Below are 13,975 nucleotides of genomic sequence, written 5' to 3' on the forward strand. Positions count from 1 at the left end.
TGATTTTCTCCTATATATTAGCCTACCAAGTCTGAAATTACCGACTCGACAGACGCCCCTTTCTTAAATGAGTAAGTACCCGCATCGATGTCTGACACTTCGTGTCCCTGAGCCTTCACATCTGCAGTAAATTGCTTGTAATCTGTGAAAAGATTCTTGTCGATAAGATCGGATACATCAGCCTCACCACTGCCATTTATCGTGACACTCACGTCCTTCTTGAGAGCACCATTCTTAAACGCACTTCCATACTTGAGAGTGGAAGCGGAGTTCAGAGTTTCCTCGGACTGCTTGCGGCTTGACTGACTTGCAAGAACCTGTGGGTATTTCATAATTACATTGAAGCGCCACACTATAACTCCTGCTGCCATCATGACGATTACAAGTGCAATTATAATGTCATTGGTGTTATGAAATAGATCCTTAAAATTCTTCATTCTAAATTCTCCTTCATGCTGCGCCACCAGACGCAACTTTACAGAAAATTATACATTTTTTTGCTAACGATTGCAAACAATAGAAGCACTCCGACACCTTGTTAATAAGCCATTTGCATGGTACAATATACGGTACGATTTAGATAGAAAGCAGATATAAATGAAGCAAATTGAGATAAATTCTAACGACGCGGGTAGACGCCTCGACAAATTCATGCGCAGATACCTTTCGAAGGCGACTCTTAGCACCATTTACAAGGTTATTCGCAAGGATGTAAAGGTTAATGGTAAGCGCGAAGGCAATAATTATATGCTCGCTGAGGGAGACGTTCTGACACTTTATATCAGCGACGTCCTGCTCGAAGAGTGGAGCGCTCCAGCTAGGAATGACAAGAGACCTAAGGTGAGACGCAATTTCAAAATCGTTTACGAAGATGAGGATATCTTAGTTGCCGACAAGCCGTTTGGGTTACTGACTCATGGTGACAAAAGAGAGAAGAAGAACCATCTGGCTAACCAAGTTAAGGATTACCTTATAGAGACGGGTGATTATAATCCTCGGGAGAAGGTTTTTACACCTGCGCCCGCAAATCGCCTTGACCGCAACACGACAGGTGCGGTACTGTTCGGCAAGAATAGTGCTTCGCTGAAAGCTCTCGGTGAGATGATTCGCGAGGATAAGGTTGATAAGTTCTATATGACCATCGTGTATGGGCATCTCGAAAAGGAAATCGACCTAAAGGGTAGGCTTATCAAGGACCAGAACACCAACACCGTAAGGATTTTGGATACAGGTGACAGCAGAGGCCGGGAGATAGAGACTATCGCAAGACCTGTGCGCAGGATCGGTGATTTTACGCTCGTTGAGATCAGGCTCGTGACGGGAAGGACTCACCAGATTAGAGCGCATATGGCGTCGGTCGGACATCCTGTAATAGGGGACGTAAAGTACGCTAGAGGTAGAGCTGCTGATGTGAACCGAAGACTGAAGCAGAGATTCGGTCTCAGCACGCAGCTGCTGCACAGCTGCCGGATAACCTTCAAGGAGGGCGTGGGTCCGCTGGAGAGGCTCACAGGGCAGTCGATAAAGGTGGATTTGCCAGAGGAATTTGAGAGAATAATAAATGGACTGGAGCTAGCCGCTAGAAGGAGGAACGTTAACAATGAGTGATTTTACAAAGAGTTTAATCAAGGAGATTCTTTTAGCTGCTATACTCGCGGCAGTAGTTATATCGTTCGTCAGACCGACAATAGTGAAGCAGACCTCGATGCAGGATACGCTTAATCCAAATGATTACATCATCATGTACAGGAGGGCCTACTCAGGTGACAAGGAGCCAAAGCGCGGTGATATCGTCATCTTTAAGTCTGAGCTGCAGGATGAGAATGGCAAGAATAAGCTCCTGATAAAGCGCGTAATTGGACTCCCCGGCGACAAGATAACTATCAATGATGGTAAGGTCTATATAAATGACAAGGAATACGATGAAAGTTACCTCAAAGACGGCTATACAACAGGTTCTGTGAACAATTTCAAGGTACCAAAAGGTGAGTACTTCGTGATGGGTGATAATAGGGTAGTCAGCATAGACAGCAGATATAGCGAGGTTGGCTGCGTCAAGAAAGATGCGATTAAGGGACGGGCAGTTTTGAGGCTGTTCCCATTTACCAAGATAAGGAAACTATAATAAAAAACTATAAGAGGAAGGCATGGCAAGAAGCAGGAAGGTAGTAGCTAATAATAAAAAGGCAAGGCATGATTACTTTGTCGAGGAGACCTACGAGGCGGGCATCGCGCTCACGGGAACCGAGATTAAGTCTGTTCGTGCTGGCCGCGTTAGCATCAAGGAGAGCTATGCGCACATTTATAACGGCGAAATCACCATCTTGGGCATGCACATCTCACCGTATGAGCAGGGTAACCGCTTCAACGTAGAGCCACTTCGCGAACGCAAGCTGCTGATGCATAAGCGTGAGATTTTCAAGCTGGCAGGCCAGATTAAGACTGACGGTCTGACACTCATTCCTCTCAATGTATATATAAATGAAGCAGGTTACTGCAAAGTAGAGATTGGTCTCTGCCGAGGCAAGAAGAATTACGACAAGCGTGAGTCTATCGCCAAGAAGGAGGCTAATCGCAAGATGGATAGGGCTATCAAGGATAGCCTGCGCAAGTAGTGAGATTATGGTTATAGCAAAATGCTAATCTAAAATCAAATAAATACAATACAAATGCCATACTTGGAATCTGTATAAGCTATGGGGGCGTCAGGTTTCGACAGGAGTGTGGAACAAGGATAAGCGAGCCGTGGAGCCGAGCCACGTAAAAAGCGGCGGTTAAATTCAAACGCTAAACAGAATAACAATTTCGCACTAGCTGCTTAGTTCAGCATCGCGCGTCAACCGGTATTCACCTGCAGGTAACGGATCTGGCGTCGATTATGCAGGAAAACCTTGCGTGAGCTCCCGGTAGCGTAAGGGAACAACGGGATAGTGATTGTGTAGTCTGCTGACGTGACGCCACATGAGCGAATTCTAAAGTATCAGCTGCGCTCGGAGAAAGTCCTTCGGAAATGCTCTTGGACGTGGGTTCAAATCCCACCGCCTCCACCAAAATAACTAGAACCGTTGAAAAATCAACGGTTCTTTCTTTTGCAAATATTTAATTAATAGTGTATTGCAAGTTGAATAGATTAAATAGTTTAAAATGATGTAAATTGAATCTGAATGTGCAACTATACATCATGCCTTATAGATATAGTTACGGTTTGCTATTTATAATCTGAATATTATACCGGATTTTAATTTGAAATTAAAAGTTGATAAATCAAATACCTAGTGATACAATTATCCTTAGTATTAAGGAGGGTATAAATGCGCGGAGGAAATAGAGAAGGAGCAGGTAGAAAAGCTGTTCCAGATTCTAAAAAAAAGAAGAATAGGAATATTTATATAACAGATGATTTTTATTCAGAGATAATGGATGAAAGTCTGTTTTTAGATGGTGAAACAACATTTAGCCAAAGGTGTATTAAACTAATTGAAATGGGCATTAACTCTTTATCTTATAAAAATGCCTACCGTGTATCAGACCGTAATCATCTATCGTACAGTGGAGCATATAAAAAAAGCAAAGAGCTAACTTTTATCGATCTCTTCGCTGGTATAGGTGGTATAAGAAAAGGATTTGAAGATAGTGATACAAAATGCGTTTTTAGCTCAGAATGGGATAAATATGCTGCTAAGACATATGAAGCAAATTATGGAGAAGTGCCAGAGGGAGACATTACAAAAATCGACGAAGCTGACATTCCTGAGCATGATGTTTTATTGGCGGGTTTTCCTTGCCAACCATTTAGTAATATTGGCAGACGAGAAGGATTTGCGCATGAAACACAAGGAACACTTTTCTTTGATGTATTAAGGATACTGAAGAAAAAACGACCAAAAATGTTTTTACTTGAAAACGTAAAAGGCTTGTTAACAAATGATAAAGGCAATACCTTTAGGATTATTATGAAGAATCTAAATGAATTGGATTATTCGATTTTTTACAAAGTCCTAGACGCTCAAAATTTTGGTTTACCTCAAAGACGAGAAAGAGTAGTCATTGTAGGATTTAGAGATGATTTAGGAGTAAATGAATTTGAATTTCCGAATGGTAATCCGTCTAAGAAAGTTCCGATAAACTCAATATTGGAGCACAATCCTTCAGGATATTCTGTGTCAGAACATCTTCAGGAAAGCTACCTATTTAAAAAAGATGATGGAAGACCACAACTTGTTGATTTTAATTCAACGTGTCAAGTTAATACACTATGTGCAAGCTATCATAAAATTCAACGCTTAACAGGAACTTTTGTAAAAGATGGTGAGACAGGTATTAGAATGTTCAGCGAACTTGAATTAAAAAGGCTGATGGGATTTCCTGATAATTTCATAGTACCAGTTTCTAGAACACAGATGTACAGGCAGTTTGGTAATTCCGTGGCAGTTCCAATGATGAAAGAAGTCGCTAGTGCAATGAAGAAAAAGTATTATGATTCTCTAAATATTGTAAAGTAGTTATGATATTTTAGTTTTGAACTATTTAAGTAGAGGGCATTTTAATTGAATACTTTTGCCTCGCTTCTTTGAAGGATAAGTCCAAGAAAAAATTGTCCCGAAGTTGCCGTGGATTTTCGAACGATTTAGCTTATCAAGATATTCATTTATTGAATAGAATGAAATTGAGTTATCGTTGTTGTCATATGTAAGAATATGAGATGCCCACTGTGAATTTTCATCTCCATATCCAAAGGTTCCAGCTAAAGCCCACTTTGCTAGCTTGTCATTATAAGGCTTTAGAGCTTCCGTTAAGGCAGTGGTATTTGTAGCACCAAAAGATCCTAGTGTTGGGTTATTCTGAAATTCATGCAGTAATGATGATAAAGCAGTATTATTTATGTCTAAAACTTCAGAAAAAGAATCTGCAGAATATTCATGCACACTAACCCTGTTCGCACTAGAACGTTTGCAACTGATAGATATTGATTTGGTAATACCGCTATAAAAACATATATTCACCAGTATATCAGTTTTCGGATTTCCGCCAGAAGGAAGTTTTCCAATTTTATTTTTGTCAGTCGTTGCAAATATTGAATACACTTCGCCAGGAGAAATATCTAAATTTGATATGATTGTTTCAAAAAAATTGTAATAAAGACCGGTTAATGTTTTTCCATTATTATTAAAAATGGATAAGTTGTCTTTATTAGACAGACAAAGTGCAATTCTATCCTCAAAATTTCTTCCTTGAATATCCTTTAGTCTACCCAATGATACTGATTCATGGGCCTTAACCTCAATTAAGTTATAAAGAGTGTCTTGGCTTATGATTGCATCAATTGCAGAGTATTCCTCGTTGGTAGTATATTTTATGTTCTGCTTTTCAAAATTAGAAGTTTCAACTAAATTCTTGCAATCAGAATATACAAGAAATGCGCTTGTTATATTGGGGTTAATTTCCTTTAAATTGTAGGTGTCCCATTGTTGCCCTTTAACTCTGTCTGTACGCATAGACGTAGTAGAGTATAAGAGCCATGATTCACCATTAGGGAAATCAATCATAAAAGGTGCATAAAACTGTTCAGTATTAGAATACCCTGTTCTGCCCGCCCTATATGGTGATATGATACGAGATATATAATTTTTTTCAAGGCATGAAGACAAAAGCTCATATATACTTAATTGAGCATTTTTCCCATGTTGTGATTTTTCTCCATTAGAATAGGTCATATCTTATTCCTTCTACTCTATATACTATTGTCATACAATTTTATAATATCACTATATTATTTTTTTTTGCAATATTTTTAATATTTATAATGAATGCTTGAATATCTGTTAAGTGCAGTACTATCTTGATAAGAGCTAATATGAGGTGTAATCTAGGACTAGGTATATACCTAGCTACAGCGTACACTAATTTATCAAAAGATATGAGGTCGATAATGGAGCAGGAACTTAATAAAAGCATAATTATTGCATACTATCTTTCTAGAAGAGATAAAGAAGGTTTAAATGTTTTGGGATATAAAACATTCTCTAAAGCTTTTAAAGAAATAGGGAAAAAAATTGGGGAAAAACCGAATAATTTGAAAAACATGAGGGATGAATTTGATCCACTTTTTCCTAACCAAAGAAAAGGGTGGCATCAAAGAAATCTTAGAGCTTCACGTCAGGAAGTATTTGATAAATTCTCAAAGATGAGTGATTTTGACCTGGATAAATACGTAAAAGGGTTATTGAATGGAAATACAACCAACAATGATATATATATACAACAAAATTTGGGGTTTGATACAGAGAATGCTGAAAGTTTAGAAGAGTATAGAAAAGCAGCAAAAGTTGTTAAAAATCATATTTCGACAAATAGGGTTAATTTTAGATATAGCAATGAGGAAGTTGAAGCAGTGCGCAATGAATTTCTGGATAAGTTTGCCCCAGAAAAGCTAGCAGCTATTCCTGATGAGAAGCTCTTAAAATCATTATTTTACTCAAAAGATGGGAACGAGTGCAGCTTAAGCTATGTGCTTGAGAATCAAGAAAAAATAAAAAACATGTTTGGAGGGATAGCTGGAGGCAGTACATATAAATTTGGTCTATTTCAGCGTAATGAAGATGGAATGTGGGTTACAGGAAGTGGTAATAAACCCACAGTACTGACAGAGGATAAGGCTCTTGAACTAGGTAAGGGTATACGAGATGAGATAGTTAAAGGTGCTAAACTCATAGAGAATACACAACTGAATACTAAAGAAGATTACGATTATTTAGATTTGGTACTTAATCAAGAAACTAAGAATACGGCAAAAAAAGTATGGGTGCAAAAATATTATCAAATACTATATCCAGAAAAGTTTGTAAGTTTCTATACAGAGGAATGGATAGATCATTTTCTATACGCTTTAGACATAGAACCAAGTGAAAAGTTTTATGGTAAAAAAGGACAACTAGCCATTGTAAAGAGATTATCAGGACTTGAAGATAATGAGTTTTCTGATGCGCTATTTGATTGTTTTAAGCAACCCAAAAAATTTATAAGGCTAGGCAGCTCGATTGATAATGGGCGCAGCATCGCTGGTGAATGGCGTGAAAAAGGGATTGTTGCGATTGGGTGGCCTAAAATTGGTTCACTTAAGCATTTTGCAAAAGGCAATTCTCTAAATAGAGAAAACCTAGCACACATGCTTAAGGAGGAATACTACTCAGAGGATTCTTCAACATCTTCGAGGAAGGCTGGGGAAATAATAAAATTCTTTAATACTAATAAAGATACAGTTTTTACCATCATGAATGGAGAAGAATTAATAGCGCTTGTCGATGAGCTTGGAGAGTACTACTATGATTTAAACAATACTCCATGGGTGCATTGTAAAAAAGGAGCTTGGCACATGAGCTTTCTTGAGGACGAGTTTCTACCAAAGAAGTCAGAGGGAAAACTAACAACATGCTATGAATTTAAAGAACCTGAAAATCTTCAGTTCTTATATAGAAAATATTACTATGACCTAGACGGAAAAGGGATGACTAAAATAGACAACGAACTAAAATATAATACGGGACTTAAGACAAATTTTCCTGCAAATAGAATCATATTTGGAGCACCTGGAACAGGAAAAAGTTATACCCTCGAGCAGGAACGAAAAATTACGCTACAAAATGAGACAATTGGTGGATATGAACGTGTTACTTTTCATCCAGATTATACATACTCTCAGTTTGTTGGTACATATAAGCCCGTGACAGATAGATCAGGTACGATTAGTTATCAATTTGTTCCAGGCCCTTTTATGAGAGTGTATGTTGAGGCGCTTAAAAATGGAAGAAGTGGAAATCCTGAGCCATATATTCTTATCATAGAAGAAATTAACCGAGCAAATGTGGCAGCTGTATTTGGAGATGTTTTTCAGCTTCTTGACCGTGATAGCTTCAATGTAAGTGAATATCCGATACACGCAACAGAGGATGTTAGAACTTATCTTGCAGTCCAGCTTGGTGGCAATCCAGAAGACTATACTGAAATAAAAATTCCGGATAATATGCTGATTTGGGCAACTATGAACAGTGCAGATCAAGGAGTGTTTCCAATGGATACTGCTTTTAAACGCAGATGGGACTTTAACTATCTTGGCATAAATAATAGTGAGGATAAAATTGCAGGAAAAATTGTAACAATTGGAAAAGGGGAGCATAGAAAAAAAGTTGAATGGAATATATTAAGAAAAGAGATAAATAATGTGCTCCTTAATGACTGTAAAGTCAACGAAGATAAGTTGATGGGACCTTTTTTCCTTTCTATAAAGAACCTTCCAGAAGGTGAAGAGATGGACGAAGAAAATTTTAGCAGAATGTTTAAGAACAAAGTTATTATGTACTTGTTTGATGATGCCGCAAAGCAGAAGCGTCCTACACTTTTCAGTGGTTGTGACATAAAGAATATATATTCAGCAATTTGTGATGCGTTTGATGAAAAAGGTGTAGATATATTTAACGAGTCTATAAGGAATGCTTTCTTGAATTCAGTAGATGGAGTAGAAGAATAATGAGTTTGAAATCAGCCTATATCCGAGAGCAGAAAAGATACACTCAAGGAGAACTCGTTAAACTCTTTATTGGCGATGAAAGCGAGATAATCAGAATCCTTAAGCGCCTTAAGGAGTATGGGGTGTTAAAAGTTGTAAAGGCATCTGATGAACAAAAGGCACTCACAGATTTGATTGAAGAGGACATTGAGATTTCGGATATTGAAGCTGGTGAGAATGAATATCTATATATATTTACCTTTGTTGGAGTGATTACAGTTGCAGGACGAATTATAAAATGCTATCCCAAATATTTACTGCATACAGAAGAACCAGTTTCAGAAATGAAACAGATTATTAAAGTAATAGAAAAGTATAACGGAAAAGAACAAATTATTAGGATGGTTAATGACACAACTGATAGTGCCGCTTTTAATATGTTAGCTATAATGCTTTGGATGCTTCAGGATTACTTTGAAAATGGTAGTTATTCTAGCTCAAAGGATATAATTGAGATTAATGGTACAGGGGAAATACTGTGGGATAAAACGATAAATGAAACATTTGCTATTATAAACGATAATCGTCCATACTACCAAGACATGTATACTCGAAAAAGAGTAAATGATGACCAAGACTATTTTAAAAGACTTCATGAGTGTGTGCTTACAAAGTGCTCAAAAGAATTAGCTAGTGCGGATTTGCTCAATCTTTTTGATATTCTTGGAGTCGATTTATCTGATGAAGAAATCTGTGACTTTGGAGAGAATGATTATATTCTTGATCGAATTTACAAAGAGCTGAATATACAGTTTGGAACTAGAAAGCAGATGGTTCTTAAAACAATATACTCTTATATTGCTAATAGTAGCACACATATTGATGATATGGATTGTTTTAGCATGTTTGGCACAAATAGCTTCAACTTAGTTTGGGAAAAAGCATGTTCTGAAATTTTAGATAATCAACTAGATAGGCCTATTGGATTGATTGCATTACCCGTTCCACTTGGAGATGAGTTTAATCAGAGGACAAAGCTTATAGATGTTATTGAGCATCCTATATGGTTTGGCAAATCAGAAAGAGAATACTTTGAACAAAAAGCACAAGATACTCTGATTCCAGATATAATCAGTATCTATAAAGAAAATGACAAACATAAGTGTGTCATATTTGATGCAAAGTACTACAATTTGCAATTAGAAAAAAATAAACCATTGAGAGGCCAACCGGGGATAGAATCGGTTACAAAACAATACCTATATCAACTAGCATATAAAGATTTTCTCGATTATCATGGCATGAAACAAGAAAATATAAATAATTGCTTTCTTATGCCAACTGAAGGAGATAAGATAATTGAAACTGGATATGTAATGGTTGGATTTTTGAAGCGGATGGATTTAGGGGATATTAGTATACGGTTACTGCCAGCGCGTACAGTATATCAGATGTATCTAGATAATAAGAAAATGGAAATTGCCAAATTGAATTTATAGAATTTGTTAATTACGTAAATCTATAAGACTAGGTATACGCCTAGTCATTTTTTATAAAGTAATATATAAAAAAACTATATTAAGATGCGAGATATTGACCATAACAATTTCTGTTTAATTATTGTCATTGATAGAATTGATTTAACATAATTATATATAGGTGTCTCAAAATATGTAAATTCCGCGGAACGTAAAGGTAAGTAATGAAGCGAACAAGAAAGATTGTGATAATTGCACACTGTTTATTAAATGTAAATGCAAAGGTGGAGCCCCTTGCAAAAGACATGGGAGGATCATCTATCATCTGCAAACTTATTGAATTAGGATATGGGATTATCCAGCTACCCTGCATAGAAATGGCTATGTTTGGATCTAAAAGATGGGGGCTTGTTTATGAGCAATGTAACTTTCCAGCATTTCGCGAACAGTGTCAAAGATTACTTCATCCCATTGTACAGCAGTTAAAGGATTACAAAGAGCATGGATATTCAATAGAGATGGTTATTGGTGTAGATGGCAGTCCTACTTGTGGCACTAATTTCGTATCTAAAGGAAACTGGTTTGGTGAACTCAATTCAGAAAACAATTATCAAGCTAAAATTGACACACTTCATATTGCTAAAGGAAAAGGTGTAATGATGGAGGTGCTTGAGAATATGTTTAAAGAGAATGGAATTTCCACATTGTTTTATGGAATTGATGAAAGAGAACCTATGTATGAAGAACTAATACAGGTATTAAATCAGAAACAAGAAAATAATTAATGAAAGGAAGAGCTATGAAAAAGAAAACGTTTATAACTGTCGCAGTAATTATGGTCATAATGCTTTTTATGACGTCGTGTGGAGATAAAAAAAATACAGAAGATTCATCTCTAAAGAACATAAAAAAGGCAGGGGTATTAAAAGTTGGAATGTGTCCCGAATACCCTCCGTTTGAGAGCATTAATAACTCAGGTGCAATTGAGGGGTTTGATGCCGATCTAGCTGAAGCAATTGGTAAAGAGATGGGGGTAAAAGTTGAATTAGTAAACACTCCTTGGGAGGGACTGATTTCTGGCCTATCAAGCGGGGATTTTGATATTATTATGTCGGGCATGTCTCCTGAAGAAGCAAAGGAGTCCGGAGGCAAGGTTAATGTATCAAATTCATATTTTAATCTTGATGAAGTTATTCTCACAACTAACAAGGATATTAAGTCAAAAAAAGATTTAGCTGGAAAAATTGTTGGAAGCCATGCGGGTAGTGCTTCTGAAAATGCAGTAAAAAGCCTAGAAGAGCAGAAAATAAAAATAAAAAAATCTGCTACATATAATAGACATTCTGAAGCTCTAGCAGATATGTTAAATGGAAATATAGATGCAATGGTTGTTGAAAAATCATGGGCAAAAGAAAAAGCAAAGGCTAATGCAAAGTTAATTATTGTTGATGATCCAGTTCAAACTATTAAAATTGCTGCAGTATTTCCAAAAGGAAATGATTCCCTAACAAAAGAGTTTAACAAAGCATTAAAGACAGTAAAGGAAAACGGCACATACGATAAAATCTATAACAAGTGGTTTGCTGCTGAATAGATAATAAAGAAAGGCGAAAATAGTGACGAAGTTAGATTTTTCGGTACTATGGCCATTTAGAAAACTACTGCCAGCCGCTCTCGGACTTACTATCGGGATTGGCCTGGCAGGTTTTATTTTAGCTCTGGCTATAGCAATAATAGTTGGTAGTTTAAGAAGCAGAAAGCTGCCAAAGATAATTTCTGTAATACTCTCTACTTACGTAGAAGTTTTTCGTGGGACTCCATTGCTAGTGCAATTATTTTTTGTATACTATGGTCTGCCTGGATTAGGATTTCACATTGGACCTATTAAAGCAGCAATCATAACAATGGGCCTTAATAGTGGTTCGTATTTATCGGAGAATATTCGAGCATCTATACTAGCTGTAGATAAAGGTCAATATGAGGCTGCATACATACTAGGATATACCCCAATACAAAGAACGTTTCATATAATACTGCCACAAGCAATAAGAGTTGCAGTACCCTCTCTTATGAATGGGTTTTCAGCAATAATAAAGGAAACCTCATTAGTATCAGTTTTACCTGTCGTAGAAATTACGAAATTAGGCAATCAGGTTTATGCTAGAACATATCATCCATTCGAAATATATATAATGCTCGGTATCATATATTTTGTTTTAACCTATACTGTTACCTTCTTTGCAAAATGGCTTGAGAGGAGGTCATCAAGATGGGAACTTTAATTGATATAAACGGATTAAGAAAATCATACAATGAAAAGGCTGTTTTAAAAGGCATCAATCTAACTGTAAACAAGGGTGAAATAATTGCAATTATCGGTGCTAGTGGTTCTGGGAAAAGCACTTTAGTAAGATGCATTGCAAACCTTGAACAATATCAAAATGGTTCAATAACTATAAATGGAAAAAAGAATAGTGATTATAAATCTCTAAATGGGATATTGGGAATGGTTTTTCAAAATTACAACCTGTTTCCACACTACACTGTTTTAGAAAATATAACTAAACCTCTTCAGGCTGTTATGAAGCAATCAATTACTGATGCAGAAAAAAAGGCAAAAATTCTTTTAGAAAGGGTAAGGTTAATAGATTATAAAAATCAGTATCCATCTACACTTTCTGGTGGACAAAAGCAAAGACTTGCTATTGCAAGAACCCTTGCAATGGATCCCAAAATCGTTATTTTTGATGAACCAACATCGTCATTGGATCCTGAATTGGCACATGAAGTGTTTAGTACGATTAATGAGCTTGCTTTAGAAGGACAAACAATGCTAATTGTTACACATCAAATAAATGCAATTAGTCACTTTGCTACAAGGGTGCTTTTTTTGAATAATGGTATTATTGAAGAAGACGGAACATGTGATGAAATATTTTGTAATACAGCAAATGAAAATCTATCTAGTTTTTTAAAAATGGTTGAATTTGATGATTTGTATTAATATTTGCAGGGGACTAATGTAATGACTACAATGCACTTGCGGTATAATGAAAAAAGCAAGTGTTATTAAAGCGACGGTAATCGGTAAACCCTCAAATCTATAGATGAGAGAAAAAGCGCCAAATGGTGCTTTTTAACTGTCTATTTTCCAACCGAAACCGCAGTATATGTCACATATTTTTTGCTTCCGATAGAGTATTTAATTTCAAATATGCAGAACCAGATGTCATCTTCCTCACTATCTGAATCATCACTGCTTTTGTTGGAAGTATCATCTGCACTGTTACTATATGAGTCGCTGAACACTAGCTTATCTGCTGGGATAAATTCTGACAGATTCATGTTTAGTTCTTCAGTCTTATGGTCGTAATTGTAGAGCACCCCGATATCTTGTCTCTTTTTTGGATTTACTGGCATACCTGCTGCTGTGTAGAGAGTTATACTGTCAATCTCGGGTGTTTTCGCCTTAGATTTCTTATCTTGAAAATGGATCTTGATATATGAAGTGTCTTTACTCTCGAGGGAAACATTAGGGACATCACCTTCGACTTTGCCGCAGGTTGAACTTATAATCTTCATCTGCTTTGATTTTGATAGCTTTGAAAATTCATCCAATTCATAAGTCTTGACGATAGCTGATCTAGAATCGTTAGCTGTTTTTACCATAACTTTGATGTCGGTCGCATTTGTTACTCGATCCTTATCTGCTGTTGGTCTAGATGAAATATGCAAGATAGCAAATATAAGAAGCAACATTCCAACAAATATAAATGTAAAGCTAAGTGGCTTACGATAACGACGTTTAGTGTTTGATGACATAGAGACACCTCCGTTTCAATAATTGATGTAAATACCTCCTAAGCTCATAATATCAGTTAAAAAAATTAATAAAAGCAATTTAATAGGAAAATACAAAGTGGTACAAGGAATCGGCTATCGATATTGACATTTTGGATAACACTAATGTTCTAGTCCCCGTACATTGACGGCA

At 36.5% G+C, this 13,975-nt stretch carries 13 protein-coding genes and 1 other RNA gene; 11 read left to right on the plus strand and 3 right to left on the minus strand.

What is annotated here, in order from left to right; all coding sequences use genetic code 11:
* Positions 1-17: 17 nt before the first annotated feature.
* Positions 18-437 carry a hypothetical protein gene (locus tag Q7O90_RS02825; RefSeq protein ID WP_304127183.1) on the minus strand — a complete coding sequence of 140 codons (420 nt, stop codon included), beginning with the start codon at positions 435-437 and terminating at the stop codon, positions 18-20.
* Positions 438-597: 160 nt separating this feature from the next.
* On the opposite strand from Q7O90_RS02825, the gene Q7O90_RS02830 reads away from it, so the two are divergent.
* The 5 genes from Q7O90_RS02830 (at position 598) to Q7O90_RS02850 (ending at position 4,502) form a co-directional block, all read left to right on the plus strand.
* Positions 598-1,608 carry an RluA family pseudouridine synthase gene (locus tag Q7O90_RS02830; protein ID WP_304127185.1) on the plus strand — a complete coding sequence of 337 codons (1,011 nt, stop codon included), beginning with the start codon at positions 598-600 and terminating at the stop codon, positions 1,606-1,608.
* Positions 1,601-2,125 carry a signal peptidase I gene (gene lepB, locus Q7O90_RS02835; protein ID WP_304127188.1) on the plus strand — a complete coding sequence of 175 codons (525 nt, stop codon included), beginning with the start codon at positions 1,601-1,603 and terminating at the stop codon, positions 2,123-2,125. The genes Q7O90_RS02830 and lepB overlap by 8 nt, the downstream gene beginning before the upstream one ends.
* Before the next feature lie 22 nt (positions 2,126-2,147).
* The gene (gene smpB, locus Q7O90_RS02840; protein ID WP_273067312.1) at positions 2,148-2,615 is read left to right on the plus strand and encodes an SsrA-binding protein SmpB; all 468 of its coding nucleotides are present in this window, start codon (positions 2,148-2,150) and stop codon (positions 2,613-2,615) included.
* Between the two features lie 83 nt (positions 2,616-2,698).
* Positions 2,699-3,050: a transfer-messenger RNA gene (gene ssrA / locus Q7O90_RS02845) on the plus strand.
* Between the two features lie 261 nt (positions 3,051-3,311).
* Complete coding sequence (locus tag Q7O90_RS02850; protein WP_304127192.1) at positions 3,312-4,502, plus strand: DNA cytosine methyltransferase; 1,191 nt, start codon at positions 3,312-3,314, stop codon at positions 4,500-4,502.
* A 21-nt stretch (positions 4,503-4,523) separates the two neighbouring features.
* Here Q7O90_RS02850 and Q7O90_RS02855 read toward each other — a convergent pair whose 3' ends face one another.
* Positions 4,524-5,714, minus strand: coding sequence for an MspI family type II restriction endonuclease (locus Q7O90_RS02855; RefSeq protein ID WP_304127195.1), 1,191 nt, complete (start codon positions 5,712-5,714; stop codon positions 4,524-4,526).
* Between the two features lie 215 nt (positions 5,715-5,929).
* On the opposite strand from Q7O90_RS02855, the gene Q7O90_RS02860 reads away from it, so the two are divergent.
* The 6 genes from Q7O90_RS02860 to Q7O90_RS02885 all read left to right on the plus strand — a co-directional run bounded on the left by Q7O90_RS02860 (position 5,930) and on the right by Q7O90_RS02885 (position 12,985).
* Complete coding sequence (locus Q7O90_RS02860) at positions 5,930-8,524, plus strand: AAA family ATPase (protein WP_304127198.1); 2,595 nt, start codon at positions 5,930-5,932, stop codon at positions 8,522-8,524.
* A complete protein-coding gene (locus tag Q7O90_RS02865) occupies positions 8,524-10,002 on the plus strand; it encodes an LlaJI family restriction endonuclease (protein WP_304127201.1) in 1,479 nt (492 codons plus the stop codon). The genes Q7O90_RS02860 and Q7O90_RS02865 overlap by 1 nt, the downstream gene beginning before the upstream one ends.
* 203 nt (positions 10,003-10,205) lie before the next feature.
* Positions 10,206-10,766: a CD3072 family TudS-related putative desulfidase gene (locus tag Q7O90_RS02870; RefSeq protein ID WP_304127204.1), complete on the plus strand. Its 561-nt coding sequence runs from the start codon at positions 10,206-10,208 to the stop codon at positions 10,764-10,766.
* 14 nt (positions 10,767-10,780) lie between these two features.
* Positions 10,781-11,575 (plus strand): ABC transporter substrate-binding protein, encoded by a 795-nt coding sequence (locus Q7O90_RS02875; protein WP_304127207.1) that lies wholly within the window; start codon positions 10,781-10,783, stop codon positions 11,573-11,575.
* A gap of 22 nt (positions 11,576-11,597) precedes the next feature.
* The gene (locus tag Q7O90_RS02880; RefSeq protein WP_304127208.1) at positions 11,598-12,263 is read left to right on the plus strand and encodes an amino acid ABC transporter permease; all 666 of its coding nucleotides are present in this window, start codon (positions 11,598-11,600) and stop codon (positions 12,261-12,263) included.
* Positions 12,251-12,985 carry an amino acid ABC transporter ATP-binding protein gene (locus tag Q7O90_RS02885; RefSeq protein ID WP_304127209.1) on the plus strand — a complete coding sequence of 245 codons (735 nt, stop codon included), beginning with the start codon at positions 12,251-12,253 and terminating at the stop codon, positions 12,983-12,985. The genes Q7O90_RS02880 and Q7O90_RS02885 overlap by 13 nt, the downstream gene beginning before the upstream one ends.
* A gap of 140 nt (positions 12,986-13,125) precedes the next feature.
* Here Q7O90_RS02885 and Q7O90_RS02890 read toward each other — a convergent pair whose 3' ends face one another.
* The gene (locus tag Q7O90_RS02890) at positions 13,126-13,803 is read right to left on the minus strand and encodes a hypothetical protein (protein WP_304127211.1); all 678 of its coding nucleotides are present in this window, start codon (positions 13,801-13,803) and stop codon (positions 13,126-13,128) included.
* Positions 13,804-13,975 lie beyond the last annotated feature (172 nt).

Source organism: Mogibacterium diversum (assembly GCF_938028775.1).
Classification (GTDB): domain Bacteria; phylum Bacillota; class Clostridia; order Peptostreptococcales; family Anaerovoracaceae; genus Mogibacterium; species Mogibacterium diversum_A.

What these genes read in the sequence shown, in the direction of transcription:
- Q7O90_RS02830 (WP_304127185.1), top strand. Translation starts at nt 598, where the DNA reads ATGAAGCAAATTGAGATAAATTCTAACGACGCGGGTAGACGCCTCGAC.
- Q7O90_RS02885 (WP_304127209.1), top strand. Translation starts at nt 12,251, where the DNA reads ATGGGAACTTTAATTGATATAAACGGATTAAGAAAATCATACAATGAA.
- Q7O90_RS02875 (WP_304127207.1), top strand. Translation starts at nt 10,781, where the DNA reads ATGAAAAAGAAAACGTTTATAACTGTCGCAGTAATTATGGTCATAATG.
- Q7O90_RS02860 (WP_304127198.1), top strand. Translation starts at nt 5,930, where the DNA reads ATGGAGCAGGAACTTAATAAAAGCATAATTATTGCATACTATCTTTCT.
- Q7O90_RS02825 (WP_304127183.1), bottom strand. Translation starts at nt 437, where the DNA reads ATGAAGAATTTTAAGGATCTATTTCATAACACCAATGACATTATAATT.
- Q7O90_RS02870 (WP_304127204.1), top strand. Translation starts at nt 10,206, where the DNA reads ATGAAGCGAACAAGAAAGATTGTGATAATTGCACACTGTTTATTAAAT.
- lepB (WP_304127188.1), top strand. Translation starts at nt 1,601, where the DNA reads ATGAGTGATTTTACAAAGAGTTTAATCAAGGAGATTCTTTTAGCTGCT.
- Q7O90_RS02850 (WP_304127192.1), top strand. Translation starts at nt 3,312, where the DNA reads ATGCGCGGAGGAAATAGAGAAGGAGCAGGTAGAAAAGCTGTTCCAGAT.
- smpB (WP_273067312.1), top strand. Translation starts at nt 2,148, where the DNA reads ATGGCAAGAAGCAGGAAGGTAGTAGCTAATAATAAAAAGGCAAGGCAT.
- Q7O90_RS02865 (WP_304127201.1), top strand. Translation starts at nt 8,524, where the DNA reads ATGAGTTTGAAATCAGCCTATATCCGAGAGCAGAAAAGATACACTCAA.
- Q7O90_RS02890 (WP_304127211.1), bottom strand. Translation starts at nt 13,803, where the DNA reads ATGTCATCAAACACTAAACGTCGTTATCGTAAGCCACTTAGCTTTACA.
- Q7O90_RS02855 (WP_304127195.1), bottom strand. Translation starts at nt 5,714, where the DNA reads ATGACCTATTCTAATGGAGAAAAATCACAACATGGGAAAAATGCTCAA.